Source organism: Rhizobium ruizarguesonis, assembly GCF_017357285.1.
In the GTDB taxonomy this organism is placed as follows: Bacteria; Pseudomonadota; Alphaproteobacteria; order Rhizobiales; family Rhizobiaceae; genus Rhizobium; species Rhizobium ruizarguesonis.
Map to the genome: position 1 here is coordinate 565,653 of NZ_CP071678.1, position 25,338 is coordinate 590,990.

A 25,338-nucleotide genomic window follows, 5' to 3' on the forward strand; every position below is an offset into this window, starting at 1 on the left:
ATCAACGGCGTTGCAAAACTCTGGCGCAGATGTGATCTGTGGCAAGCTCCGCGGCCGGCGCTGGCCTACCAAGCAGATATCCTTGGCCGATGTCGCAACCCAGATCCTGAAGCCGCTGAAGTTGGCTCTCTTGTTCGATACCCTCGGCGGTTATCGTCACGCCAAGTCCCACGCCGAGAGCGATGATGGCCTTGATCACCTTGTCCTGCTTGTCATTGGTTTCGAATGAAGAGACGAAACTCCTGTCGATCTTGATCTTGTCGAACCGGTAGTTGGAGAGTTGTGAGAGGCTGGAATAGCCTGTTCCAAAATCGTCGAGAGCAATCCTGACCCCAGCGTTCACCAGATCGTCGAGGACGATTCGTGCAGTGACGGCGTCTTGGATGATGGCGCTCTCCGTCACCTCAAGCTCGACCCTGTGCGCCGGCAGACCGACATCACCCAATATCTTGAGAATTCTGAGCCCCAGCAACCGATCGCTCAGCTGGATCGGAGAAAGGTTGAATGACAGGACGAGCTCACTTGGCCAGGAAAGCGCATCGGTGCAGGCGTGGCGAAGCAATTGGTCCGTCAATTCGACGATCAGCCCGGCTTCCTCTGCCACAGGAATGAATTCGTTCGGCGGGATGAATTCGCCGGAGGCGATCTTCCAGCGTGCCAGCGCCTCAAAGCCGATAATCTTGTTCGTCTTCAGGTCCACGAGCGGTTGATAGTAGGGAACGATCTCAGCCTTCCTGATGGCGGCTCTTAGATCGGCTTCCACCCGAATCCGTTTCGCCAACTCATCCTGCATCGAAGGGACGAAGGGCTTCACCAGATTGCGCCCCTGCTTTTTGGCGACATACATCGCACAGTCCGAATGTCGGATGACCTGGCTTAGGTCATCGCCGTTCTCCGGATAAAGTGCGAAGCCGACACTGGCGCCGAGGTCGACGGCGACGCCATTGAATGTGAAGGGTTTGCCGATCACGCTCACGATGCGGTTCCCCAACGCGGCAAGATCGGGATTTCCAGTGCGCCGCGCCAAAACGACAAACTCGTCTCCGCCAAGACGAAAAACGTGCTCACGCGGAAAGAGGGAAGAGAGCCGCTGAGCGACAGTCTTCAGCACCGCGTCACCGTGATCGTGCCCCAGGAGGTCGTTGACCTTCTTGAAGCCGTCGAGATCGATGCTGAACACGGCATAGCTTTCCTGTGCCCTTTGGTCGCTCATCGCCTGCGCGCAGATGGAATCCAGAAATCTGCGGTTCGGCAGTTCGGTCAGCGTGTCGTGACAGGCAATCCAGTCTACGTTCTTTTCGGCCTGCAGCCTGCGATGAACCTCCCTCGAAAGATCGCTGATCCGCAGCGCGGAATAAATCAGCCCGAGAAACCCGGAGATGTTCATGGCAAGGAGCGCGTGGTCGAGCGGATAGTCATGATGCTTCTCGATGAACGCATCCAGCCCCTCATGCCAGTCGAAGGACCACGATAGGCAGAAGAGAAGCAGGAAGACCGCGAGCCAGACAACGATCTCCACCTGGGGTCTGGTCGGTTGGATGCGAGGCATATGAACAGGCTCCTGTTGTGTGACGAGCCGTCATGGCCAGTTTGGAGAACCGCATCGTCCCCGACATGTTTTCAATCATCAGCCGACATGGCGGATGCTCGCATCACCGAATGCCGGGTCGGGCATTGCAGTCGTTGATCAAACTGCGCAGCACCGACAAGTCCGTAAGATCGTTACCTTCGAAGGTTAATGGCGGGTTGCATTGACGAAGGTGCGGGCGTTTCGCTGCGTGAATTGGATATGTTTCCCGTAAATCGGATGGGGCCTCGATTCCATGGTGTCTGCCGGTCGCCGCTATCTGCCATTCTTCGAACGGCTGAAGAACCCGCCGGAGGATCAGTAGTCCTTGAAAAGGAATGGGCGTGACGGGTTTACAGCGCGCCCGCGTCTTTTCAGCATCTGCGCGCCGTCAGCGACCGCGGATCGGCTCGGCAATCTCGCCAGGGTAGGGCGCATCCCGGAGCCGATCAATCTGCCAGCATAGTATCCGCTAGGCTGTAGCAGTGGCTCGCCTGATAGGCGTTCCGACCTCGGTTCATGTGCGTCACATTGAAAGTCCGAATGGCGCGCAAGATGCGGCGCTCCGCGAGGAATTTGCGGATCGAGGCCGAGCCCCGCACGGTGATGCCGAAAATGTCGTCGCCGCGCGGAAAAAAATAACCGACGTCTTCGGGCGTCGTGACGCAGAGCTCGAGAAAAGGCTCGTCGACATCGCCCTGCGCGAGTGAATGGTCCGTAGTGAAATGCGAAAGATGCACCAGGAATCGTGCACGCAGGCCCTCTCCGTCGGCGTAGAGCGTGAAAAGCTCCATCCAGCTCGCATTGACGCGGACGAGCGGCTTGTCTGAGGTCGAGGGCAGACATGAAACCGACCAGTAGTGACGCTCGGTCTTACGCGGGATGGGAATGCAGGCCTGCCCGTATACCCCGAGAATTTCCAGAACGTCTTGCGCCTGCGGGCGACGAAGCAGCTTCTCGAACCGTGGGACGTACTTGAACCGCTGCTCCAGGGACTCCGAGCGTTCTTCGGCGTCGATCAACTCCGCCTCGCCTTCTATCCAATCGCGCTGCTGCTCAGGATCCAGAAACTTGCGCAGACCGGTGGTGCTGCGACGAGGAACCGTGCTCATGTCAGGTGCCATGTGAGACCCGTCTCCTCATCGCTTCACCGGCCTGATCCCGCACGTGTCCATAGAGCCGCGCGACGTCCGCTCCTGGCGGTGAGGCACCGTTCGCAGCATTTGGCTTGCCGAGCGGTTTGCCGGCGCGGCGGACCAACGCAACCGCCGCACCATAACATCCATCGAACGAATGGCGAAAGACTGACCTTCAGCCGGCCCGAAAGCCAAAGCTTACCGACGATCAGACCGCTGCGCATTGTTGCCGGAATTGTTCTAGTAGACGAACGGATCGACTCCGGCCGCGGCATGGGTTCCCGGCTCTTTCGGATAGATCACGCCCTTGCGCAGGATGATGTTGGCATAGAGCCTGGGCTCGCCGGTCTGGATCACCGCATGGGCGGTCTTCACCCTTCCGTAGAAATCCTGGCCGATCAGCGGCACCACCTGCCGGTGCGGTTCGTGGCGGGCGCAGCAGTCGATCATCTCCTCATGCACGGGGTCGAGCTTGTCGCGCTCGGCCTTGACGGTCGATCGGAAGATCGCCTCCGCCACGAAATCGTCGATCGGCAGCACGCTGAGCACGGCGTTGAGGACCGGGATAATGTGGTGCCCGTCGAGCCGGATCAGCCGGCGGGCATGTTCGACGCCCGGATAATTCCCGTCGACGATGGCGATCTCGTCGCCGTGGCCCATGGCGCGAAGCGTAAAAAGCAGCTCCGGGCTCAACAGCGGATCAAGTCCTTTCAGCATGGTCTACCTCCTTGAAAAGTACGTTCTGGTCGGTGAGGTAACGCGCGAAGATCGGCAGGCTGGCGCCGCCGATGGCGCGCGCCTGGGCGCCGACCGCGCCCTCGATGATTTCAGGCATGACGACGCCCTGCAGGTCGAGTTTGGCAGCTTCGTCGATGGTGGCCTGCACCACGCGGCTGCGCACCCAATCGGGAAAGCCGCCATCGATGACGGCCGCACTGAAATCGACGATCGAGGCGGCGGCGACGATCGCCTGCGCCAGCGCCTTGGCACTATCCTGGATCCAGGCTTCCATCGGCTCGCCGAAATCCACCCAGTCGTCGGCGGAATACCAGAGCGGCTCGGGATCGATGCCGCGCTCGCGCAGCATGTTTTCGAGCACGAAGATCGAGGCGATTTCGAGCAACTGCTTCGTCTCGCCGTTCTTGCCCCGCACCGGAAGCGGCCCGATCGCGCCTGCCGTGCCGGTGCGGCCGGAAAAGATCGCCGAATTGAGCACGATGCCGCCGCCGATGAAGGAGCCGATGAAGAAATAGACGAAATCCGGGTAGGACGGCCCGACGCCGAAGACGAGTTCGGCGCCGCAGGCGCTGGTCGCATCGTTCTGCAGGAAGACCGGATGGGAGACGCGAGAGGCGACGTCGGCCTGCAGGTCGACGTCGCGCCAGACCTCCATAGCGCCCGGCGGCGCACCGACCTCTTCGGCCCAGTTCCAGAGCTCGAAGGGGGCGGCGATGCCGAGGCCGGCGATGCGGCCGCGCTGCTTGTCGTCGAGCCGGTCTTCCAGCTCGCGGATGCCCGAGGTGACGAAGGCGAGGATTTCATCCGGCAGCGGATAGGCATAGGTCCGGTGCAGCTGCATGCGGATGCGGCCGACGAAATCCATCAGCACCAGATCGGCGCTGCGCCGGCCCATCTTCAGGCCGAAGGAATAGACGGCATCGGGATTGATATGCATCGGGATCGACGGCTGGCCGACACGGCCGCGCACCGGATCCCCGCGCGACAGCAGCCCTTCCTTTTCCAGCACCCGCATGATGACGGAGACGGTCTGCGCCGACAGCCCGCTGCGGCGTGCGATATCGGCCTTCGACAGTGCGCCGTAGAGACGCACCAGCGACAGCACGAGCCGTTCGTTATAGGCTCGCACCCTGACCTGGTTTGCACCTCCGGCCGGATTCAGAATTGGTGGCGGGACCGGCGTGTGTTCCGGTCCATCCAAGGTCGACATGGCCGCTCCTCCCGATCGTTGGCCTATGCCCGAATTCGATGGAGCATGCCACATCGAATTAATAATTCAATTGGATTTATTTATTGACAAGCCGATTTCTTTTCGCTCTTAATTGCCGTCGTCAAGGGCACGGGACCGCTGGGAGGCATTAGCGATCCACGGCGAAGTGTCATATCTTAAGCTTCCGGCCCCGCAGGAGCGGCGCCGGCAAACTCTGGGAGGAGTTCCATGAAGAAATCTGTTCTCGCTTTCGGCGCGCTGGCGCTTGGTGTCACCTTTTCCGCTCCTGTGATGGCGGCTGACGTTGCTGCCTGCCTGATCACCAAGACCGACACCAACCCCTTCTTCGTCAAGATGAAGGAAGGTGCGACGGCCAAGGCCAAGGAACTCGGCGTCTCGCTGAAGTCCTATGCCGGCAAGGTCGACGGTGACAGCGAAAGCCAGGTCGCAGCGATCGAAAGCTGCATTGCCGACGGCGCAAAGGGCATCCTGCTTGCTGCTTCCGACACCAAGGGCATCGTGTCTTCGGTCAAGAAGGCGCGTGATGCCGGCCTGCTGGTCATCGCGCTCGACACGCCGCTCGAGCCGGCCGATGCCGCCGACGCCACCTTCGCCACCGACAACCTGCTCGCCGGCAAGCTGATCGGCCAGTGGGCCAAGGAAACGATGGGCGACAAGGCCAAGGACGCCAAGGTCGGCTTCCTCGACCTGACCCCGTCGCAGCCGACGGTCGACGTTCTGCGCGACCAGGGCTTCATGATGGGCTTCGGCATCGATCCGAAGGACCCGAACAAGATCGGCGACGAGGACGATGCTCGTATCGTCGGTCATGACGTGACCAACGGCAATGAAGAAGGCGGCCGCAAGGCCATGGAAAACCTTCTGCAGAAGGATCCGAGCATCAACGTCATCCACACGATCAATGAGCCGGCCGCAGTCGGCGCCTATCAGGCGCTGAAGGCCGTCGGCATGGAAAAGAACGTGCTGATCGTCTCGGTCGACGGCGGTTGCCCGGGTGTGAAGTCGGTCAAGGAAGGCGTCATCGGCGCCACCTCGCAGCAATATCCGCTGATGATGGCAGCCCTTGGCGTCGAAGCGATCAAGAAGTTCGCCGACAATGGTGAAAAGCCGAAGCCGACCGAAGGCAAGTCCTTCTTCGACACCGGCGTCTCGCTCGTCACCGACAAGCCGGTTTCCGGCGTCAAGTCGATCGACACCAAGGAAGGCACGGACAAGTGCTGGGGCTGAGCCCTGATTGTTGAAAGCAGGGCGGCCGGGGCTTGATCCCCGGCCGTTTTCGACGGACGATGTGCCGTCGCCTCACGAACCGGCTAATCAAAGACCGGATGGATATCGGTGACGGCCCCCGCGCGAGTTCGGCGCGCGGATGCGGAGGAGGAACCATGACCGGAACACAGGAATTCGAACGTGTCCTCGACGGCAGCGACAAGAGCGTTGCCTCCTTCGAGCACGAGAAAGTCTCGCTGATCAAGCGCGCGCAGCATTTTCTGCACTCGACGCCGGCCGCCGTGCCGCTGATCGTGTTGGTGCTGGCGATCGTCATCTTCGGGATCACCATCGGCGGACGGTTCTTCTCGTCCTATACGCTGACGCTGATCCTGCAGCAGATCGCCATCGTCGGTATTCTCGGCGCCGCCCAGACGCTGGTCATCCTGACCGCCGGCATCGATCTTTCGATCGGCGTCATCATGGTGATCTCGGCGGTGATCATGGGCAATGTCGCCATCACCTACGGCATACCGACGCCGATCGCGGTCGCAGCCGGCATGCTTGTCGGCGGCCTTTGCGGATTGCTGAACGGCTTCCTCGTTGCCTACATGAAGCTGCCGCCCTTCATCGTCACGCTCGGCACCTGGAACATCGTCATGGCGACGAATTTCATCTATTCCGCCAATGAGACGATCCGCGACACCGACGTCGACGAGAAGGCGCCGCTGCTTCATCTTTTCGCCGTGAGCTTCAAGCTCGGCAGCGCCGTGCTGACCCTCGGCGTCATCGCCATGGTGCTGCTCGTCCTGGTGCTCTGGTATGTCCTCAATCACACCGCCTGGGGCCGGCATGTCTATGCGGTCGGCGACGATCCGGAGGCAGCCAAGCTCTCGGGCATTCAGACCAAGAAGGTGCTGCTGACCGTTTACGCCATCTCTGGTGTCATTGCCGGCTTGGCCGCCTGGGTCTCGATCGGCCGCAACGGCTCGATCTCGCCGTCCTCGGCCGTCACCGATTTTAACCTCCAGGCAATCACCGCGACTGTGATCGGCGGCATCTCGCTGTTCGGCGGCCGCGGCTCCATTCTCGGCACGCTCTTCGGTGCCATGATCGTCGGCGTCGTCTCGATGGGCCTCAACATGCTCGGCGCCGACCCGCAATGGAAAGTCCTTTTGACAGGCGTGCTAATCATCGCCGCCGTCGCCATCGATCAGTGGATCAGAAAGGTTTCGGTGTAATCATGGCTCGCGAACCCCTTCTCACCGCCCGCGGTCTCGTCAAGCGTTATGGCCGCGTGACCGCGCTCGACAATGCCGATTTCGACCTCTATCCGGGTGAAATCCTCGCCGTCATCGGCGATAACGGCGCCGGCAAATCCTCGCTCATCAAGGCGATATCGGGCGCCGTTACCCCAGACGAGGGGGTGATTACCCTCGAAGGCCGGCAGGTGCAGTTCCGCTCGCCGATGGAGGCGCGCGACGCCGGCATCGAGACCGTCTATCAGAATCTCGCCTTGTCGCCGGCGCTCTCCATCGCCGACAACATGTTCCTCGGCCGCGAGATCCGCAAAAAGGGCCCGCTAGGCTCGCTGTTCCGCATGCTCGACCGGCCGGCCATGGAAAAGCTGGCGCGCAACAAGCTTTCCGAACTTGGCCTAATGACCATCCAGAACATCAACCAGGCAGTGGAGACGCTGTCGGGCGGCCAGCGCCAGGGTGTCGCCGTCGCCCGAGCCGCCGCCTTCGGCTCGAAGGTTATCATCATGGACGAACCGACGGCCGCTCTCGGCGTCAAGGAAAGCCGCAAGGTGCTGGAGCTGATCCTCGATGTGCGCGCCCGCGGCCTGCCGATCGTGCTGATCTCCCACAACATGCCGCATGTCTTCGAGGTGGCCGACCGGATCCATATCCACCGCCTCGGCCGGCGGCTGACGGTGATCGATCCGAAGGAATACACCATGTCCGACGCCGTCGCCTTCATGACCGGCGCCAAGGCGGTGCCGACGGAGCCCGTCGCCGCATGAATGCACGCATCGATGAAATCGCCGGCGCAGTTCTTGACCGCGCCGGCCATTCCAAGCGTTTCCTGGTCGCCATTGCCGGACCGCCGGGTGCCGGCAAATCGACCATGGCCGACAATCTGGCGGAAGCGCTGAAAGCCAAGGGCGAAAGTGCCGAAGTCCTGCCGATGGATGGCTTCCACATGGACAACGCCATCCTGATCGAACGCGGCCTGCTGGCGCGCAAGGGGATCCCCGAGACTTTCGATGTCCGCGGTTTCCTCGATATCATCCGCGCCGTCCGGCTGGCCGATCAGGAAGTTCTGGTGCCGGTCTTCGACCGTTCCCGCGAACTCGCCATTGCGTCGGCCCGGCCCGTTTCCCCCGATCATCGCTTCATCATCGTCGAGGGCAACTATCTGCTGTTTTCGCTGGGCAAATGGGCCGAACTCGAAGGCGTCTTCGATTTTTCGATCATGCTGGCGCCGCCGATCGAGGTGCTCGAGGAGCGGCTCTGGGCGCGCTGGCGCGGTTACAACCTGACCGAAGAGGCCGCCAACGCCAAAGTCTACGGCAACGACCTGCCGAATGGCCGGCTGATCCTCGAAAACCGCCGCCCGGCCGATGTGACGCTGGAGATCGCGCTGGCGTGATGCCCCGGTTCCGGGATAACGACACGCATGAAAAAAGAGCTAAAGCGGGTCGCATGATTCAATTTCAATGCGGCGCGCTTTAGTGTTATCGAGACGGCAGACGCATCGCTTCGGAGGCCTGCCATGCAATCGATCACCATCCGCCGTCCTGATGACTGGCACCTGCATCTGCGCGATGGCGCCATGCTGGAGGGCGTGATCGCCGATACGAGCCGCACCTTCGCCCGCGCCATCATCATGCCCAATCTCGTGCCGCCGGTTGTCACTACCGCTGATGCCAAGGCCTATCGCGAACGCATCCTCAAGGCCTTGCCGGACGGTCATCTCTTCCAGCCGCTGATGACGCTTTATCTGACCGAACATACCAGCCCCGATGACGTCGAGGAGGGGAAGAACAGCGGCCTCATCACCGCCGTCAAGCTTTATCCCGCCGGCGCCACGACCAATTCGCATGGCGGCGTCCGCGACATGGAAAAGGCGATGCCGGTGCTGGAGCGCATGGCAAAGATCGGCCTGCCGCTCTGCGTCCATGGCGAGGTGACGACGCCGGAGGTCGATATCTTCGATCGCGAGGCCGTCTTCATCGAGACCGTGCTCGATCCGTTGCGGCAGCGCCTGCCGGAGCTGAAGGTGACGATGGAGCATGTGACGACATCCGATGGCGTCGATTACATCAAGGCGGCCAAGGGCAATCTCGCCGGCTCGATCACCACCCACCATCTGATCATCAACCGCAACGCCATCCTCGTCGGCGGCATCCGCCCGCATTATTACTGCCTGCCCGTCGCCAAGCGCGAAAACCACCGGCTGGCCCTGCGTGCGGCGGCCGTCAGCGGCGACCCGCGCTTCTTCCTCGGCACGGATTCCGCCCCGCATGTCGATCCGCTGAAGGAATGCGCTTGCGGCTGCGCCGGCATCTATACCTCGGTCAATACGATGAGCTGCCTTGCCCATGTCTTCGAACAGGAGCGCGCTCTGGAGCGGCTCGAAGCCTTCGTGTCGCTGAACGGGCCGGCCTGGTACGGGCTGCAGCCGAACGAGGAGCGCATCACCCTGTCGAGGCAGGCCGAGCCGGTCGTCTTTCCCGCGAGGATTGAAACCGGCGCCGGTCCGGTAACGGTGTTCGATCCGATGTTTCCCCTGCATTGGCAGGTGATGCAGCAGGCGTAAGCTCTCAGATTTCAATTTTAAATAGAAAATTCATCTTAAAATTCGGCGCGACGTTAAACGCGTAACATTTGTATTGTGCAGTGCATCATTTGTTAACGGATGCATAAGACATTCCTCCTCGCAGACCGATAAGCTGCCATTCGAAGCGACAATAGCTGCGGAGACTGAAAAGCATGATGCTTGACTATAACTCCCTCTTGTTGGCGCTCGGCGTCTCCGCGGCCTGCCTTGCGGTGACGCTGATGGGCAGCTGGCTTGTCCGCCGCTCGGAAACCGTGCTGTTGACCGCCACCGTCGGCCTTGTCCTCGTCGTCAGCGGCATTTTCGTCTATAGCGCCTATGTCAATACGCCGGAGAAATGGCTCGGCGTCGCCAATTTCGTGCTGTTTCATGCCGGTTTTGCCACCATCTGGGGGGCAGGCAAACAATTCCTGACCGGCCGGGTGTCTCTCCTCGCCATCGCGATCCGCGCGCTTGCGGCGATGGTCTTCTCCGTCGTGCCGATGCTATCGGGTTATGACGGCCTGGCTTTCATCGCCGACAATCTCGCCATCGCCCTTTTGCTCTTTGCCACCGCCCGGCAATATTGGCTCGCCCGTGCCGAAGCACCGGCGCCGCTCCTCGGCATCGCAGTGCTTTATACGCTGACGGCGATCTCCTTCTTTCTCTGCGCCGCGGTGCTGATATCCGACGGCAAGCTGGTGCTCGGCAAAGCCCCCAGCAACTGGGCCGAAGATCTGAGCCTTGCCGTCTGCATTGCCGGCATGACCGGGATCGGCGCGCTGTCGCTGGCGCTGCATCAATGGCGGCTCGCTGCCCGCCATCGTCTCGATGCGATCACCGATCCGCTGACCGGCCTGCTCAACCGCCGCGCCCTCTTCGACCAATACGGCACGCGCCCGATGGGAACGACCACCGCCGTCATCGTCTTCGATATCGACCATTTCAAATCCGTCAACGATCGCTTCGGCCATGCCGCCGGCGACCGCGTGCTCAATGTCTTTTCCGGCGAACTTTCGGCCCATTGCCGCACCGGCGACACCGCTGCCCGGCTCGGCGGCGAGGAATTCGTACTGGTGCTGAGGGAGATCATGCCCGGCCGGGCCGAACTCACGGCCGAGCGCATCCGCCGGGCGTTCGAGGCGCGCGAGATCCATATCGATGACGAAGTGCTGACATGCACGGTCAGCGTCGGCGTTGCCCCCGGCCGCTCGAAGAGCTTGGATTTCGACACCATGCTGAGCGCCGCCGACAAGGCGCTCTACGTCGCCAAGCGCGCCGGCCGCAACCGGGTCGAGCTTGCCAGCTACCTCAAGGCGGTTCCCGTCGAGGCAGCGCGCACGGCGTCTTGATTCCTGACCGACGCTCTCATATTATCGCCCCCGGCCGGATGCGGCCAGCCGCCCCGCGACGCTTCTGCGTTATGGTGAATGCATCCAGACAACATCCTTCACATCCCTTGCCGTTTGGCGATCGATGGCGAACGGGTCAGCAGACGCGGGCACTGATCTTCCTGTTTGCCGCCAACGGAAGGATGACATCATGCGCGATTTTCGCGATGCCAAGCTCATGGCAAAGACATTGCGACAGGCCCTTGCCGACCGCGACATTTCGCTGACCCACAGCGAGACGCTCGAAATCGTCGCCCGGCAGTTCGGGCTCGATCAATGGAATATCCTCTCGGCAAAGATCGATGCGGCGGGGGTGAGCCCCTCTGCGATCGGCATCGAGCCGCCGATGCCGATCTTCCGCATCTTTTCGGTCGAAAAGGCCATGGAATTCTATTGCGGCTTCCTCGGCTTCCATCTCGATTGGGAGCACCGCTTCGGCGAAAACTTCCCGCTCTATTGCCAGGTCTCGCGCGACGGCATGGCGCTGCACCTGAGCGAACATTCCGGCGACGCCAGCCCCGGCGCCAAGGCCTTCGTCCGCGTCGCCAATGTGCGGGCCTATCACGCCGAACTCTCAGGCAAGGACTACCGCTACATGAAGCCCGGCGTCGAGGAAGCCCCGTGGGGGCTGGAGATGACCGTCACCGACCCCTTCAGCAACCGCATCGCCTTTTGCGAGCAGGGATAGTGGAAGAGGGCGGGGGAAATTGCTCCTCTGCCTCAGACCGCTGCTGAATGGATTTGTAGCGACGCACGCCGCGCTGCCGCGAGGCGCCACCATATCCCCACCCTCATTCCTGTGCTCGTCACAGGAATCCAGCCGCCGCGCGTCGGCGCGGTGAGTGACTTTCTGCTGCCGTCAAAAGAGTCTCACGCGCCCAAGGACTTGGGCGCACTGGATTCCTGTGACAGGCACAGGAATGAGGGTGGGTGAGCGCCGTTCCCCGAGACGAAAGCCAAGCCGAGGTACCCTCCAACCTCCCTTCATCCTGAGGCGCGGAAGCCGAAGGCTGAAGCCTCGAAGGACACGCCTCGACGCTACTCCTTGCGTGTATCTGATGTCAGCGCACCCGCCTCGTCCTTCGAGGCCCCTGCGGGGCACCTCAGGATGAGGCTCTCTTGAATGCCGGCGTCTGACCGCGCCGCTGATGAGGTTGACTGGCACGTCGCCATACATTCCGTCATTCTCGGCCTTTAGCTATGGCTGTCTGGTCAAAAGAAGGCGCAGTGCCGGAGCCATGGGGCCGCGGGCATGCCTGCAGGGAGGAACAAAATGAGATACGTTTCAGTCTCGATTTTAGCGTTTCTTTCGATTTTTTTCGGATTGTTATTCTATGAAAGGTACTGGAAGTTCCGAGATTGCATATCGCAGGCCCTATCCAGTTGCCTCACTCCCGACGGTGACAATCTAACGCAAGGCGGCTCTCTGTGGGCTGGTTTGGCAGGGCTGTTCTTGTTGCTCGCTGTGATCTCAGCCTGGCGCGCGTTCCGCACCCGGTATGCTGGCAAATAGCCGGAACGAGTGGGACTTTGTCTCAACCGGCCGAATGTGGGTCCATACTATAGGGATAGACCGGATGATCGGCGCCGATGGCATCCCGAACGCGGCCGGACCAGGCAGAAAACGCAGGATAGGCTGCGAGAGAAAATCCGCAATCCTCGGCCCGATGGCTATAGGCGTAAACGGCGATATCCGCGATCGTCAGCTCCTGGCCGACGAGAAACAGGCTGTCGCTGAGGCCGCGATCGATGGCGGCAAGCGCGCGGGCTGCGGCTTCGCGCTTGCCCGCAACCATGCTCTGGTTACGGTCCAGCCGTCCCGTCAACGTCCAGAAGCGCAGCGAGCCGATGACCGGCTCGACATGATACTGTTCGAAGAACAGCCATTGCATGACCTTGGCGTGCAGATAATGGTCTGACGGCAGGAAGCGCGTGCCCTCGGCAAGATAGGTGAGGATCGCATTGGATTCGGCGATCGCCCGCCCATCGTCGAGTTCCAGAACCGGGATTGCGCCCACCGGATTGAGTTCCAGGAACGCCTCGGTGCGGCTCTCGCCCTCGAAGATCGATACCATGCGACTGCGGTAGGGCATTCCGAGCAGGCCGAGCAAAACCCTGACCTTCCAGCCATTTTGCGACGGCAGATAATCGTGAAGCGTAAACATGACGGTCCTTTCGCGGCGAGTGCCCAACATCGCATGCCCGCCCGGGGCCAACCACCCGATTCCTGAAAGGCGCGTAGGATCGCCGGGAGGCAACCATTCAGACGATCATCAACACCCGCACGAAGGCGACCGAGGCGAGTAGCGAGGCGATGGTCCGCACATGGTTCCACCACGTCCAGTCCCTGACATAGCTGGCCCAGAGCTGAACGGCTTCCGGCCCATTGCCGCCGACCTTTGCCAACGCATCGTTCATCGGCACGTTGAAGACAATGGTCGAGAGGAAGGAGGCGAAGACGTAGAGCGCTGCACCCGCCAGCATTAGAAAGGATGCCCCGCCGCGCCAGTCGATCAGGGCGAGCACGGCGATGACGAGGCAGAGGATCGCCGTCGGCACGAAGAGGCCCATGAAGGGCGAGCGGACGATCGTCACGTTGATCGAGTTCATCGCCGCGATGCCTTGCTCTGCCGGGATGCGCGAGAAGGCGGTCATGATGAAGGTCGAGAAGGCAAAGAAGATGCCGGCGACGAGGCCGCTGCCGATTGCCGCCGCCACGAGGGAGAGGATGAGAAAGATCTGCATGGTCAGGCGCTCCATAGTCCGGTTGCCGCGGTCCGGCGGGCATATTGGTTGAAATCGGTGGCGGGACGGCCGAGAATTTCGGCGACACCGCCCATGGTGCTGGCGTTGCGCCCATCGAGCACCTGTCCGAAAAGCTCCTCCAGAAGATCGATCAGGCCCTGCGGCAGGCCGGCGGCCGCAAGCCCGCCGGTGAAGTCCGCCATCGACACCTGCTCGTATTCGATCGGCCGCCCGGTGGCCTGAGCGATCTCGGCGACCGCCTGGCGGAATGTCAGCGCCCGCGGGCCGGTCAGTTCGTAAGTCTTGTTGCGGTGGCTGGGATGGGTCAAGGCGGCGACGGCGGCATCGGCGATGTCGTCGGCATCGATGAAAGGTTCGCTGACCTCGCCCGCCGGCAATTGCAGGCGGCCAGAGAGGATCTGCTCCAGGAAGGCGCCCTCGCTGAAATTCTGGCAGAACCAGGAGGCGCGGAGGATGGTGGTGTTTATGCCGGACGCTTTCAGCGCCGCTTCGCTTCGCTGCGCGCCCTCTTCGCCACGGCCGGAAAGCAGCACGATATGCTCAAGGCCACATTCTACCGCGACCTCGGCGAGTGCCCCGATCGCTTCCGCCGCCCAGGCGACAGAAAGATCCGGCTGGAAGGCGACATAGGCGCTCGACGCGCCTTGAAGTGCGCCGCGCCAGGTCGACCTGTCCTCCCAGTCGAACGGCCGTGCGCTGGAGCGCGATGCCGCGCGAACGGTGAGGCCGCGCTCTTCCAGACGTTTGATGATGCGGCCGCCGGTCTTTCCCGATCCACCGACGAGGACGATTTCGGAAGTCTGCATGTCAAAACTCCTCCCAAACGTTAAAAACAAGAGAAACTCTCTCATTTGCAAAATGAGATAATATCTCTTATTTTGTTTGTCAACGTGGAAAAGGAGAGAGCATGTCGGAACAGCCGGTCGCAGCGCGCAGGCGCCAGCAGGAGTCTACCGGCCAGCTGCGCCGCATCCCCAGCCAACAGCGCGGCCGCGAGCGCTTCGAAAAGATCCTCACCGTCGCCGCCGAGCTGATCGAAAGCCATGGCAGCGACGGCCTGAAGATGAGCGAGATCGTCGAAAAGGCCGGCCTTTCCTTCGGCGCCCTCTACCAATATTTCCCCGACAAGACCTCGATCATCCGGACATTGGCCGAGCGCTTCAACGAACAGGGCAGGCGGTGCGTCGAAGAGGAACTGGCGAAGGTCACCGACGCGGCGGCCCTGCAGGGTGCGCTCGCCAATATCGTCGATGAATATTATGCCTTCTTCCTCAGCGAACCCGTCATGCGCGACATCTGGCATGCGACCCATGTCGACAAGCTGTTGCAGCAGGTCGATGCCGAGGACATGGAATTTCATGCCCAGATGTTTCTCGCCGTGCTCCTCCGCCTGTGGCCGGATCGCGACCGCAAGGAGCTGCTGGCGATCGCGCGGCTGACGATGCAGTTGCTTGCCGCCGCCGTGCGTTATGCCGTTTCGCTGGATGCGGAGGAGGGCGCCCAGGCGATTGCCCTGTTCAAGAAGGTGCAGATCGTTGATATCGGCCGCCTGCAGCAGCAATAGCCCGCCTTTCGTCTGGAAACGGCAGGCTCTTGCTGCTATTCCCGCAAGGATCCAAGCCGAAGGAGAGCCGCATGATCCAGACCACATTTCCCGACCGTGCCGTGATGGCCGAATTGCTGGCCAAGATGCTCTGGGAAATCAAGGCGGTGCATTTCAATGCCGCCCAGCCTTACAAACTCGCCTCCGGCATGGCGAGCCCGGTCTATATCGATTGCCGCAAGCTGCTCTCCTTCCCGCGCATCCGCTCGACGGTGATGGATTTCGCCGCCAGCACCCTGCTGCGCGATGCCGGCTTCGAGCAGTTCGATTGCATCGCCGGCGGCGAGACAGCCGGCATCCCCTTCGCCGCCCTGCTGGCCGATCGTCTCGGCCTGCCGATGATCTATGTCCGCAAGCAGCCGAAGGGCCATGGCCGCAACGCCCAGATCGAAGGCAATATGCCGGAAGGGTCGCGCGTGCTCGTCATCGAAGACCTGACGACAGCCGGCGGCAGCATGTTCAAGTTCATCGATGCCGTCCGTGCCGCCGGCGGCATTGTCGATCATGGCATCGCGCTGTTCTTCTACGGCATTTTTGGCGAACAGCGCTTTACCGATGGCAAAGTCAGGCTGCATCACATCGCCACCTGGCGGAATGTTCTGGCCATCGCCAGGGAGCAGAAGCTCTTCGACGACAAGACGCTGTCGGAAGTCGAGGCCTTCCTCGATGCGCCGCTGGCCTGGTCGGGAAAGAATGGTGGCGTAAGTGAGCTTTCGCTCTAGCCAGTTGACAAAAGCTCGCCTAATCGGTTGATGAACGTATAGATGCTGTTGGGAGGAATACGATGATTTTGTGCTGCGGCGAAGCCCTGATCGACATGCTGCCGAGGGACACCACTCTCGGTGAAAAGGGCTTTGCGCCCTATGCCGGCGGCGCGATCTTCAACACCGCGATCGCGCTCGGCCGCCTCGGCATCCCCACCGCCTTCTTCACCGGCATTGCCGATGACATGATGGGCGAAATCCTGCTCGAGACGCTGAAGGCGAGCAATGTCGATTACAGCCCGTGCGCCATTACGCCGCGTCCCTCGACCATCGCCTTCGTCAAGCTGGTGAACGGCCAAGCGACCTATGCCTTCTACGACGAGGGCACGGCCGGCCGGATGATCACCACGGCCGACCTGCCGGATCTCGGCGATGATTGCGAGGCCTTGCATTTCGGCGCGATCAGCCTGATCCCCAGCCCCTGCGGCGAAACCTACGAAGCCCTGCTCGACCGCGAAGCCGCAAGCCGCGTCATCTCGCTCGATCCGAATATCCGTCCCGGTTTCATCAAGGACAAGCCGTCGCATATGGCCCGCATCAAGCGCATGGCCGGCAAATCCGACATCGTCAAGTTCTCCGACGAGGACCTCGATTGGTTCGGCCTGCAGGGCGACCATGATGCGCTCGCCGCCCATTGGCTGAACCACGGCGCCAAGCTCGTCGTCATCACCAAGGGCGCGGAAGGCGCTTCCGGTTATACCAAGGATCGCAAGGTCACGGTGCCGAGTGAACGGGTCACCGTCGTCGACACGGTCGGCGCCGGCGATACCTTCGATGCCGGCATCCTGGCGTCGCTGAAGATGGACAATCTGCTGACCAAGCGCCAAGTCGCCTCGCTGGATGAGCAGGCGCTGCGCAACGCCCTGACCCTCGGCGCCAAAGCCGCCGCCGTCACCGTCTCCCGCGCCGGCGCCAATCCGCCCTGGGCGCGCGAGATTGGGCTTTAAGGCTCGAGCAAGCCTCCGCCCCTCATCCGCCTGCCGGCACCTTCTCCCCGTAAACACGGGGCGAAGGGGATGTGCCGCGCCCTCTCCGTTCCCCTTGACGTCCCGTATGGCACGTCCCCTCTCCCCGTTCTTCACGGGGAGAGGGTTAGGGTGAGGGGCAAATCTCGAACGCTTATTTCGCGGGCTTCGCCGGCACCAATCCGCCCCGGGTGCGCGCCTGGCTTTCCTTCTTGATAGGCCGACCGACCGGGCAGACCTCCTGCACGAAGCCGTTGAGCGTATTGACGAGATTGTTCTCGATCAGGGAATAGTGGACGAACTGGCCCTGTTTCTCTCGTCTGATCAGACCCGCAGCTTCGAGGATGGAAAGATGCTGCGAAACGGCTGGCTTGGACATGCTGAAGCGGTCAGCGATCTCGCCAGCGGTCAGACCCGATGCCGAGAGATAGGCGAGGATCTTCCGGCGCGGCGCACTGGAAAGCGCGTGGAATACCCGCTGGGCGGCGCTGACGGAGCTGCCTTCTACAGCGTTATCGAAAGTCTCTTCGTCCAAGTCCGGTCTCCGTGCCTGCGGCATCATCCTCAATTAAGCAATTAATGCATTGCTTAATTGTTTCCATTCGTGCAAAGTAATTAGCTAATTGCTTAAATAATAAATTGCTAGGCGATGTTCAAGTAGAGAATGCGCCCGATGGGAAGGAGTTTGTCATGAGCAGCATTTCCACTGGGCGAATGATCGACAACAGCAGCGATCCGGTGAAGGGCAGAGTGGTCTGGATGCCCGCAAAGTCGATCTGGATCACCGCCATGACCTTGATTGCCATCATTGGTGGCCCACTGACCTTCACCTGGAGCGCCTTTGCCGTCTTTATCCTCTTGACCGCCATCACGATCTGCCTTGGTCATTCGGTCGGCATGCACCGGCTGCTGATCCATCGCTCATTCAGCACTCATATTTGGATCGAGCATTTTCTTGTCTATCTCGGTATGCTGGTCGGCATGGCCGGCCCCTTCGGCATGATCCACGCGCACGACATTCGCGACTGGGCGCAACGGCAGCGAGACTGCCATGACCTCTATGCCCATCGGCGGTCTTTCTTCATCGATGCCTTCTGGCAGATGCATTGCATTGTGGCGCTGGACCATCCGCCGCGTTTCGTCCTCGAGGAGCGCGAGCGGCGCGACCGCTTCTATCGCTTCCTGGAGGCGACATGGATGGCGCAGCAGATTCCCTTGGGACTCGCGCTCTTCACACTCGGCGGACTGCCGTGGGTGGTCTGGGGTATTGCCGTGCGAATATCCGTGTCGCTGACCGGACACTGGCTGGTCGGTCATTTCGCGCATCGAGCCGGCCATCAGGGCTGGAGTGTCGATGATGTCGCGGTGCAGGGCTATAACCTGCCGCGTTTCGGGCTGGTGACCTTCGGCGAGAGCTTCCACGGCAACCATCACGCCTTTCCGGATTCGGCGCGGCTCGGCATCGAGCCGGGGCAGCTGGATCTCGGTTGGTATTTCATCCGGCTGCTGGCAAGGCTCGGCCTGGCTTCGGCGATCAAGCTGCCACACACGATCGTGCCAAGGCGAGGGTTGACGCGCCACTGCGTCTGAAACGGTGGGTGACAGTCATCCGCCACATCACGCAGCAGGTCACGCGGAATCTCGCTCGTGAGTGCCTCCTCCTTGCCGCAACGTCTCGATTCCCTCTTCTTCCCTCGGGTCCGAAGGACGGGTCGATGCCGATCGATCAAGACTATCCCGGATCACGCTCCGGTCGAAGCTCGGGAGCAAGCACCAGATCCCGCAAGAAGTTTTCGCACCAAAGTGAGACGTCGTGAGACAGCAGATGCTCCATCATCATGCTCCAGCGGTCGCGGCGCTCCTCCAGCGACATGGCAAGGCCCTTGGCGATGGCATTGGCAGTGCCTTCGACATCGTAAGGATTGACCAGCAGCGCACCCTTCAACTCGCGAGCCGCCCCGGCGAAGCGCGATAGCACCAATACGCCCGGGCGATCGGGATCCTGGGCAGCGACATATTCCTTGGCGACGAGGTTCATGCCGTCGCGCAACGGCGTGACCAGTCCAATCGTCGCCAGCCGGTAGAGGCCGGCGAGCACGTTGCGACTGATCGATCGGTTGACATAGCGGATCGGCACCCAGTCGACCGTTCCGATGGCGCCGTTCACGCGGCCTGCCTGTTCGGCGACCATGTTCTGCATATGCTCGTATTCGGGAACTTCCGATCGCGACTTCGGCGTGATCTGCAGATAAGTGACCTTGTTCTGGTAGGCCGGATTGTTGGTGATGAAGCGTTCGAACGCTTCCAGCCGCTGAATGATGCCCTTCGAATAATCGAGGCGGTCGACCCCGATGATCATGTCCCGGCCCTCAACGCTGCGCCGGGTTTTCTGTACCATGATATTGTTTGCGGCCCTCTCGGCGAACTCGGCGAAGGCAGCAGTTTCGATCCCGATCGGATAGGCGCCAGCCTTGAATATCCGCCCATGTGAATCGAACAATCCATTTCCGAGGTCGTCGCCAATTCCCTCCCTTCTGAGATACCCGGCAAAGTTCTGGAGGTCGTAGTCAGTCTGGAAGCCGACGAGATCGTAATGCGAGAGCCCGCGCATGATTTCTTCATGGACGGGCATCGTGACGAGAATGTCGGCCGGCGGCCAGGGAATATGCAGGAAGAAGCCGATCCGGTTTTTCAGCCCCATTTGTCGGAGTTCGGCGGCCAGCGGAATGAGGTGGTAATCATGAACCCAGATGATGTCGTCCGGCTCGATCATCGGCGCCAACCTGTGTGCGAAGAAGCGGTTGACGCGGAAATAGCCGGCCATTTCCTTCCGGCCATATTCGGCGAGGTCCAGGCGGTAATGGCAGATGGGCCAGAGAACACGGTTTGCGAAGCCGCGATAATACTCCTCGACGTCTGTGTCGGTGAGATCGGTCAGCGCATAGGTGATGTTGCCCTTCTGCAGTTGCGACAGCGGGCCAGGTTCCCTGTCCCCGCTCGATTCTCCCGACCATCCCATCCAGATGCCGCCACGCTCCTGCAAGGCTGCCTGCAGCGCGACGGCCAGGCCGCCGGCAGCGGCGCTCCCATCTTTGGCGGGCATGGGAACACGATTTGAAACGACGATAAGACGGCTCATGAGCTTCCTTTAATGAAGATGGGACATGAAAACGCTGCGTGACGAGCGTCTTGAGACATCTCCTGAACTTGGCAGGGACCATGCAGTGAAGGCGCCGACATCGACAGAGTCGACCGGGACGCGAGCGGCCCAAGGGAACAACGAACGGAGCATTTTCCGCACAGATTTTGCTTGAATCTAGGGCAATTCCAACGAATTGAAAGAATTCATTCTACAATTTTCCATTAGAAGAACGTTCAATCCGATTTCGCACGACGAAGCCCATCGTGCGGATGCACCGAGCCCGCCGATATCAGTTCATCATTTGCAGCCGCAATGACGATGTTGGCGGCAATCCGCCCCGGCGCGTAGGATCGGCCTTTGAGACGAGAGCCAGCGTCCGCCCCGGCAGCAACTGGGGTCGAACCACGGGTCCCGCCCCGTCCTTCGGGCCCTAATAAAAGGGCGAAGGGACATATATCGCAGCCTCTCGATTCCGTCTTCTCCCCAGCGGGGAGAAGGTGCCCGTAGGGCGGATGAGGGGGCCGGCGAAGCCGGTCTCAAGAAGGCCTCCGGGTTTGGCTGCGCTGGAATCGTCTCGACTGTGGACGGGGGCGTTGAGGCACGGCATTGCGGAATAGTTTTTGCTCAAAGGTTGTGCCGTACGGCCCCCTCATCCGCCTGCCGGCACCTTCTCCCCGAGGGGAGAAGGGATTTCGCGGCAACCTTGCCGTTCCCACCGGCCTCTCGCACTCTCAATACTTATTTCGCCAGCTTCGCCAGCGCCGCAACCAGGCCCTGGGTCGAAGAGTCGTGCGATGCCGCACTTTCCTTGCCTTCGACGACCGGCAGCAGGCCCGTCGCCAGTTCCTTGCCGAGCTCGACGCCCCACTGGTCGAAGGAGTTGATGCGGAAGAGCACGCCTTCGACGAAGACGCGGTGTTCGTAAAGCGCGATCAGGCGGCCGAGCGCATAGGGGGTCAGCTTGTCGTAGACGAAGGTGATCGACGGCCGGTTGCCGGTAAAGACGCGGTGCGGCGCGATGAAATCGGCCTTCTTGTCGTCCATGCCCTTGTCGGTCAGCTGCTTCTTGGCTTCTGCGAAGGTGCGTCCCTTCATCAGCGCTTCCGATTGGGCGAGAACGTTGGAGATCAGCAGCTGGTGCTGGTGGCGCAGCTCGGGCTCGAAGGCGTTGGCGGCGATCATGAATTCGGCCGGGATGATGCTCGTGCCCTGATGGATGAGCTGGTAGAAGGCGTGCTGGCCGTTGGTGCCGGGTTCGCCCCAGACGACAGGGCCGGAATTGCCCTCGACCGGCGTGCCATCGATGGTGACGCCCTTGCCGTTCGATTCCATATCGAGCTGCTGCAGATAGGCCGGGAAGCGCGACAGGCGCTGGTCGTAGGGCAGGATGGCGCGTGTGGGGTAGCCGAGCACGTTGCGATGGTAGAAGCCAATCAGGCCGAGCAGCATCGGCAGATTTTCGGTAATCGGCGCCTTACGGAAATGATTGTCGACGGCATGGGCGCCGTCGAGGAACTTGCCGAAATTCTCCGGCCCGACGGCGATCATCAGCGGCAGGCCGATCGCCGACCAGATCGAATAGCGGCCGCCGACCCAGTCCCAGAAGCCGAACACGCGGGCGCTGTCGATGCCGAAGGCGGCAACCTTGTCGAGCGCCGTCGAGACGGCGGCGAAATGGTGCTGCACGGCCGCTTCGCCAAGCGCCTTGGCGATGAAATTGCGCGCCGTCTGCGCATTGGTCATCGTCTCCACCGTGGTGAAGGTCTTCGAGGCGACGATGAACAGCGTCGTTTCCGGCTGCACCAGCTTCAGGATGTCGGCGATATGGGCGCCGTCGATGTTGGAGACGAAATGGGCGCGCGGGCCATCATGAAAGGGGGCAAGCGCCAGTGTTGCCATGACCGGGCCGAGATCCGAGCCGCCGATGCCGATATTGACGACATCGGTGATCGCCTTGCCGGTCGCGCCCTTCAGCGTGCCGGAGCGGACGTCGTCGGCAAACTTGCCCATGGCCGCAAGCACGGAATTGACGTCGGGCATGACGTCCTTGCCGTCGACCAGGACCGGCGTGTTGGAGCGGTTGCGCAATGCGGTGTGCAGAACGGCGCGATCCTCGGTGAAGTTGATCGCCTTGCCGGAGAACATTTCCTCGCGCTTATTCTCGACGCCGCCTTCTTCGGCGAGCTTCACCAAGAGCTTGAGGATGTCGTCATTCACCGCCGTCTTGGAAAAATCCATCAGCAGGTCGTCAAGCGAGACGGAAAAGCGCGAAAAGCGCTGCGAATCGGCGGCGAAGGCGGCACGGATGTCGGTCGCCTTGGTGGCATCAGCGGTGCTTTTCAGCTGTTCGACGATGGCGTTCATGGGAGGCTCCTTTGGAGGCGGAAAGGTTGCGGAAACTATTCGCTTTCTCACCGGCAAATCAAGTTCAGCCACCTGTCGAAATGGAAAAAAGCCAACCGCGGCAGCGGATGGCTGTCAAATTCATTACAGCGCCGCGCATCTGAAAAGACGTGCAAAGGACGCTGTAACACTTTGAATTCGTCAAATTCAGCCGCGCAGGTCCTTTCGCAGGATCTTGCCGACCGGCGACTTCGGCAGCTCGGTGCGGAATTCGATGAAGCGCGGGCGTTTGTAGTTGGTGAGGTTGGCGATGCAGTGGGCCTTCACCTCGGCTTCCGTCAGGTTCGGATCCTTCCTGACGACGAAGAGTTTTACGGCCTCGCCCGAATGTCCATCCGGCACGCCGATCGCTGCGGCCTCGAGAATACCGGCATGCATGGCGGCGACTTCCTCGATCTCGTTCGGATAGACGTTGAAGCCCGAGACCAGGATCATGTCCTTCTTGCGGTCGACGATCTTGGTATAGCCGCGCTCGTCCATGAAACCCATGTCGCCCGAGCGGAAGTAGCCGTCATCGGTCATCACCCGCGCCGTCTCTTCCGGCTTCTGCCAGTAGCCGGCCATCACCTGCGGCCCGCGGATGCAGATCTCGCCGACTTGCCCGAGCGGCAGCGAATTGCCTTCCTCGTCGCGAATATCGAGTTCGGTGGAGGGCAGCGGCAGGCCGATCGAGCCGGTGAACTCCGCCGAATCGAAGCGGTTGGCGGTGGCAACAGGCGAGGTCTCGGAAAGGCCGTAACCTTCCGTCACCGCCGTGCCCGTCATCTTCAGCCAGCGTTCGGCGACCGGGCGCTGGACGGCCATGCCGCCGCCGAGCGACATGATCAGCGAGGAAAAATCGAGCTTGGCGAAATCGGCATTGTTCATCAGCGCATTGAACAGCGTGTTGAGGCCGGGGAAGATATGCACCTTCGACTTTTCGAATTCCTTGACGAGACCGGGGATGTCGCGCGGATTGGCGATCAGGATATTGTGGGCGCCAAGTGACATTCCCATCAGCGAATTCACCGTCAGCGCAAAGATATGGTAGAGCGGCAGGGCGCAGAGGAAATTCAGCACCTCCGGCTCTTTCTTGCGCTCGAAGGCCGACCGCAGCCAGAGCGACAGCTGCTGCTTGTTGGCGAGCAGGTTTTCATGCGTCAGCACCGCGCCTTTGGCAACGCCCGTCGTGCCGCCGGTATATTGCAGGAAGGCGATATCGCTGCCTGTTAGCGTGACCGGCTCAAGCTTTTTTCCCGCCCCCGCGCGCAGCACCTGGCCGAAGCTCTTGTACTGAGGGATCGACCAGGAGGGAACGAGCTTCTTCACCTTGCGCACGACGAAATTGACGATCAGCCCCTTAGGCCCCAGCATTTCCCCGAGCGAGGTGACGACGACATGGCGGAGATCCGTCTTGTTGAGAACCTGCTCGACCGTGCGGGCGAAATTCTCCAGCACGAAGATCGCCTTGGCGCCGGAATCCCGCAACTGGTGTTCGAGTTCGCGCGGCGTATAGAGCGGGTTGACGTTCACGACGACGAGGCCGGCGCGCAGGATGGCGTAGGTGGCGATCGGGTTCTGCAGCACGTTCGGCATCATCACGGCGACGCGGTCGCCCTTCTGAAGGCCGGTGCTTTGCAGCCAGGCGGCGACCTTGCGCGTCTGGCTCTCCAGTTCGCGGTAGCTCATCGCCTTGCCCATGCTGGAAAACATCGTCCGGTCGGCGTAACGAGTGCAGGATTTTTCCAGCAGTTCCGCAAGCGAGGCATATTCCAGCGGCGGGAGTTCGGCCGGAACGACATCGGGATAGGCGGCAAGCCAGGGCTTATTCGGCTTGGCTCCGTTCGGATGGACGGAAATGCTGTTCATCGTATCCTCTCTCCCTTGCGGCCGCCGCGCCAGCCGAGCCGGTAATCGACTGGCCCGCAATTGACTGGAAGAGTCCTCCATCTTCCAGTCCGGCAGCTTATGCCATTGCCTGAACGGTTCAAGCCGAATGAAGCTATACTAACCTTGACGTAAACGTCAACATTCGCCCATCGCGAGATCGTGGGAAGGATGGGGAACTTTGAGTCCGCCATGGCGTTGACCTTGCATACTCACCATGAGGAAACACCAAAAAGGAGGTGCACAATGTTGAACCAGGATACTGACGCCACCCGCCGTGACCCGAATGTCAAGGCCACGCACTCGCTGATCGCCAGCGACCGCGTCGAAGGCACCCGAGTCTATGGGGCCGATGGCAAGCATATCGGCTCGATCGAACGCCTGATCATCGGAAAGCTCGACGGCCGTGTTGCCTATGCCGTACTGAGCTTCGGCGGCTTCCTGGGCATCGGTCACGATCACTATCCGCTTCCCTGGGAAAAGCTGAACTATGACACCCAGCTGGATGGCTATCGCATCGACCTGACCAAGGCGCAGATCGAAGGCGCCCCGAGCTATTCGGACGATGACGACACCTGGTACAACGACAATGGCCGCCGGGTCTATGATTACTACGGCGTGCCGCCCTACTGGATGTAACGTCGTCCGATAGGCCGAGCTGGAAGGGCCCCGCGGATGCGGGGCCTTTTTAGTGTTTGGCGACGATAGTTGCCTCTTGTCGTCGGCGCCGACGAC

Annotated in this window: 23 protein-coding genes; 12 read left to right on the forward strand and 11 right to left on the reverse strand. The window is 61.2% G+C overall.

Translation table 11 applies throughout. The annotated features are described in order from the left end of the window. Position 1: 1 nt before the first annotated feature. From J3P73_RS02775 to J3P73_RS02790, 4 genes are all read right to left on the reverse strand, one after another. Positions 2-1,549, reverse strand: a complete 1,548-nt coding sequence (locus tag J3P73_RS02775; protein ID WP_130814631.1) for a putative bifunctional diguanylate cyclase/phosphodiesterase — start codon at positions 1,547-1,549, stop codon at positions 2-4. Positions 1,550-2,016: 467 nt separating this feature from the next. Further along, the gene (locus J3P73_RS02780) at positions 2,017-2,691 is read right to left on the reverse strand and encodes a hypothetical protein (protein WP_024323884.1); all 675 of its coding nucleotides are present in this window, start codon (positions 2,689-2,691) and stop codon (positions 2,017-2,019) included. A gap of 252 nt (positions 2,692-2,943) precedes the next feature. Then, complete coding sequence (locus J3P73_RS02785; protein WP_024323883.1) at positions 2,944-3,420, reverse strand: RbsD/FucU family protein; 477 nt, start codon at positions 3,418-3,420, stop codon at positions 2,944-2,946. Continuing rightward, positions 3,404-4,651: an ROK family transcriptional regulator gene (locus J3P73_RS02790; protein ID WP_018068774.1), complete on the reverse strand. Its 1,248-nt coding sequence runs from the start codon at positions 4,649-4,651 to the stop codon at positions 3,404-3,406. The genes J3P73_RS02785 and J3P73_RS02790 overlap by 17 nt, the downstream gene beginning before the upstream one ends. Before the next feature lie 228 nt (positions 4,652-4,879). Between J3P73_RS02790 and J3P73_RS02795 the strand changes: the two genes are divergently transcribed. The 7 genes from J3P73_RS02795 to J3P73_RS02825 all read left to right on the forward strand — a co-directional run bounded on the left by J3P73_RS02795 (position 4,880) and on the right by J3P73_RS02825 (position 11,782). Then, positions 4,880-5,899, forward strand: coding sequence for a sugar ABC transporter substrate-binding protein (locus tag J3P73_RS02795; protein WP_018068775.1), 1,020 nt, complete (start codon positions 4,880-4,882; stop codon positions 5,897-5,899). 155 nt (positions 5,900-6,054) lie between these two features. Continuing rightward, on the forward strand, positions 6,055-7,119 hold the full coding sequence (locus J3P73_RS02800; protein WP_012755861.1) for an ABC transporter permease: 1,065 nt from the start codon (positions 6,055-6,057) through the stop codon (positions 7,117-7,119). 2 nt (positions 7,120-7,121) lie between these two features. Beyond that, positions 7,122-7,904 carry an ATP-binding cassette domain-containing protein gene (locus J3P73_RS02805; RefSeq protein ID WP_018068777.1) on the forward strand — a complete coding sequence of 261 codons (783 nt, stop codon included), beginning with the start codon at positions 7,122-7,124 and terminating at the stop codon, positions 7,902-7,904. Beyond that, the gene (locus J3P73_RS02810; protein ID WP_003556147.1) at positions 7,901-8,533 is read left to right on the forward strand and encodes a nucleoside triphosphate hydrolase; all 633 of its coding nucleotides are present in this window, start codon (positions 7,901-7,903) and stop codon (positions 8,531-8,533) included. The genes J3P73_RS02805 and J3P73_RS02810 overlap by 4 nt, the downstream gene beginning before the upstream one ends. A gap of 123 nt (positions 8,534-8,656) precedes the next feature. Beyond that, a complete protein-coding gene (pyrC, locus tag J3P73_RS02815) occupies positions 8,657-9,703 on the forward strand; it encodes a dihydroorotase (protein WP_130706448.1) in 1,047 nt (348 codons plus the stop codon). Between the two features lie 173 nt (positions 9,704-9,876). After that, positions 9,877-11,055: a GGDEF domain-containing protein gene (locus J3P73_RS02820; protein WP_130690702.1), complete on the forward strand. Its 1,179-nt coding sequence runs from the start codon at positions 9,877-9,879 to the stop codon at positions 11,053-11,055. Positions 11,056-11,245: 190 nt separating this feature from the next. Beyond that, positions 11,246-11,782, forward strand: a complete 537-nt coding sequence (locus J3P73_RS02825; RefSeq protein WP_130690704.1) for a glyoxalase superfamily protein — start codon at positions 11,246-11,248, stop codon at positions 11,780-11,782. Between the two features lie 847 nt (positions 11,783-12,629). On the opposite strand, the gene J3P73_RS02830 is transcribed toward J3P73_RS02825, so the two are convergent. The 3 genes from J3P73_RS02830 to J3P73_RS02840 all read right to left on the reverse strand — a co-directional run bounded on the left by J3P73_RS02830 (position 12,630) and on the right by J3P73_RS02840 (position 14,666). Beyond that, the gene (locus J3P73_RS02830) at positions 12,630-13,259 is read right to left on the reverse strand and encodes a glutathione S-transferase family protein (RefSeq protein ID WP_018068782.1); all 630 of its coding nucleotides are present in this window, start codon (positions 13,257-13,259) and stop codon (positions 12,630-12,632) included. Between the two features lie 97 nt (positions 13,260-13,356). Further along, complete coding sequence (locus J3P73_RS02835; RefSeq protein WP_032995458.1) at positions 13,357-13,839, reverse strand: anthrone oxygenase family protein; 483 nt, start codon at positions 13,837-13,839, stop codon at positions 13,357-13,359. 2 nt (positions 13,840-13,841) lie between these two features. After that, positions 13,842-14,666 (reverse strand): NmrA family NAD(P)-binding protein, encoded by an 825-nt coding sequence (locus J3P73_RS02840; RefSeq protein ID WP_018068784.1) that lies wholly within the window; start codon positions 14,664-14,666, stop codon positions 13,842-13,844. Positions 14,667-14,767: 101 nt separating this feature from the next. On the opposite strand from J3P73_RS02840, the gene J3P73_RS02845 reads away from it, so the two are divergent. From J3P73_RS02845 to J3P73_RS02855, 3 genes are all read left to right on the forward strand, one after another. After that, positions 14,768-15,424, forward strand: a complete 657-nt coding sequence (locus J3P73_RS02845) for a TetR/AcrR family transcriptional regulator (RefSeq protein ID WP_130685842.1) — start codon at positions 14,768-14,770, stop codon at positions 15,422-15,424. Between the two features lie 71 nt (positions 15,425-15,495). Further along, positions 15,496-16,185 (forward strand): orotate phosphoribosyltransferase, encoded by a 690-nt coding sequence (locus tag J3P73_RS02850; protein ID WP_130660815.1) that lies wholly within the window; start codon positions 15,496-15,498, stop codon positions 16,183-16,185. A 62-nt stretch (positions 16,186-16,247) separates the two neighbouring features. After that, complete coding sequence (locus J3P73_RS02855) at positions 16,248-17,174, forward strand: carbohydrate kinase family protein (RefSeq protein WP_027689541.1); 927 nt, start codon at positions 16,248-16,250, stop codon at positions 17,172-17,174. A 172-nt stretch (positions 17,175-17,346) separates the two neighbouring features. On the opposite strand, the gene J3P73_RS02860 is transcribed toward J3P73_RS02855, so the two are convergent. After that, entirely contained in the window at positions 17,347-17,727 is a 381-nt protein-coding gene (locus tag J3P73_RS02860; RefSeq protein ID WP_018067903.1) for a metalloregulator ArsR/SmtB family transcription factor, read from the reverse strand. A 155-nt stretch (positions 17,728-17,882) separates the two neighbouring features. On the opposite strand from J3P73_RS02860, the gene J3P73_RS02865 reads away from it, so the two are divergent. Continuing rightward, positions 17,883-18,782, forward strand: coding sequence for an acyl-CoA desaturase (locus tag J3P73_RS02865; protein WP_130660816.1), 900 nt, complete (start codon positions 17,883-17,885; stop codon positions 18,780-18,782). Positions 18,783-18,924: 142 nt separating this feature from the next. Here J3P73_RS02865 and otsA read toward each other — a convergent pair whose 3' ends face one another. From otsA to J3P73_RS02880, 3 genes are all read right to left on the reverse strand, one after another. Then, positions 18,925-20,331 carry an alpha,alpha-trehalose-phosphate synthase (UDP-forming) gene (gene otsA / locus J3P73_RS02870; RefSeq protein ID WP_020397279.1) on the reverse strand — a complete coding sequence of 469 codons (1,407 nt, stop codon included), beginning with the start codon at positions 20,329-20,331 and terminating at the stop codon, positions 18,925-18,927. Between the two features lie 741 nt (positions 20,332-21,072). Continuing rightward, positions 21,073-22,698 (reverse strand): glucose-6-phosphate isomerase, encoded by a 1,626-nt coding sequence (gene pgi / locus J3P73_RS02875; RefSeq protein ID WP_024323997.1) that lies wholly within the window; start codon positions 22,696-22,698, stop codon positions 21,073-21,075. Positions 22,699-22,884: 186 nt separating this feature from the next. Next, positions 22,885-24,585 carry a long-chain fatty acid--CoA ligase gene (locus tag J3P73_RS02880; protein ID WP_024323998.1) on the reverse strand — a complete coding sequence of 567 codons (1,701 nt, stop codon included), beginning with the start codon at positions 24,583-24,585 and terminating at the stop codon, positions 22,885-22,887. 264 nt (positions 24,586-24,849) lie between these two features. Here J3P73_RS02880 and J3P73_RS02885 point away from each other — a divergent pair, with 264 nt between their 5' ends. Beyond that, entirely contained in the window at positions 24,850-25,242 is a 393-nt protein-coding gene (locus tag J3P73_RS02885) for a PRC-barrel domain-containing protein (protein ID WP_018496538.1), read from the forward strand. Positions 25,243-25,338: the final 96 nt, after the last annotated feature.

Coding starts and splice junctions, on each gene's coding strand:
- J3P73_RS02775 (WP_130814631.1), bottom strand. CDS start 1,549: ATGCCTCGCATCCAACCGACCAGACCCCAGGTGGAGATCGTTGTCTGG.
- J3P73_RS02780 (WP_024323884.1), bottom strand. CDS start 2,691: ATGGCACCTGACATGAGCACGGTTCCTCGTCGCAGCACCACCGGTCTG.
- J3P73_RS02785 (WP_024323883.1), bottom strand. CDS start 3,420: ATGCTGAAAGGACTTGATCCGCTGTTGAGCCCGGAGCTGCTTTTTACG.
- J3P73_RS02790 (WP_018068774.1), bottom strand. CDS start 4,651: ATGTCGACCTTGGATGGACCGGAACACACGCCGGTCCCGCCACCAATT.
- J3P73_RS02795 (WP_018068775.1), top strand. CDS start 4,880: ATGAAGAAATCTGTTCTCGCTTTCGGCGCGCTGGCGCTTGGTGTCACC.
- J3P73_RS02800 (WP_012755861.1), top strand. CDS start 6,055: ATGACCGGAACACAGGAATTCGAACGTGTCCTCGACGGCAGCGACAAG.
- J3P73_RS02805 (WP_018068777.1), top strand. CDS start 7,122: ATGGCTCGCGAACCCCTTCTCACCGCCCGCGGTCTCGTCAAGCGTTAT.
- J3P73_RS02810 (WP_003556147.1), top strand. CDS start 7,901: ATGAATGCACGCATCGATGAAATCGCCGGCGCAGTTCTTGACCGCGCC.
- pyrC (WP_130706448.1), top strand. CDS start 8,657: ATGCAATCGATCACCATCCGCCGTCCTGATGACTGGCACCTGCATCTG.
- J3P73_RS02820 (WP_130690702.1), top strand. CDS start 9,877: ATGATGCTTGACTATAACTCCCTCTTGTTGGCGCTCGGCGTCTCCGCG.
- J3P73_RS02825 (WP_130690704.1), top strand. CDS start 11,246: ATGCGCGATTTTCGCGATGCCAAGCTCATGGCAAAGACATTGCGACAG.
- J3P73_RS02830 (WP_018068782.1), bottom strand. CDS start 13,259: ATGTTTACGCTTCACGATTATCTGCCGTCGCAAAATGGCTGGAAGGTC.
- J3P73_RS02835 (WP_032995458.1), bottom strand. CDS start 13,839: ATGCAGATCTTTCTCATCCTCTCCCTCGTGGCGGCGGCAATCGGCAGC.
- J3P73_RS02840 (WP_018068784.1), bottom strand. CDS start 14,666: ATGCAGACTTCCGAAATCGTCCTCGTCGGTGGATCGGGAAAGACCGGC.
- J3P73_RS02845 (WP_130685842.1), top strand. CDS start 14,768: ATGTCGGAACAGCCGGTCGCAGCGCGCAGGCGCCAGCAGGAGTCTACC.
- J3P73_RS02850 (WP_130660815.1), top strand. CDS start 15,496: ATGATCCAGACCACATTTCCCGACCGTGCCGTGATGGCCGAATTGCTG.
- J3P73_RS02855 (WP_027689541.1), top strand. CDS start 16,248: ATGATTTTGTGCTGCGGCGAAGCCCTGATCGACATGCTGCCGAGGGAC.
- J3P73_RS02865 (WP_130660816.1), top strand. CDS start 17,883: ATGAGCAGCATTTCCACTGGGCGAATGATCGACAACAGCAGCGATCCG.
- otsA (WP_020397279.1), bottom strand. CDS start 20,331: ATGAGCCGTCTTATCGTCGTTTCAAATCGTGTTCCCATGCCCGCCAAA.
- pgi (WP_024323997.1), bottom strand. CDS start 22,698: ATGAACGCCATCGTCGAACAGCTGAAAAGCACCGCTGATGCCACCAAG.
- J3P73_RS02880 (WP_024323998.1), bottom strand. CDS start 24,585: ATGAACAGCATTTCCGTCCATCCGAACGGAGCCAAGCCGAATAAGCCC.
- J3P73_RS02885 (WP_018496538.1), top strand. CDS start 24,850: ATGTTGAACCAGGATACTGACGCCACCCGCCGTGACCCGAATGTCAAG.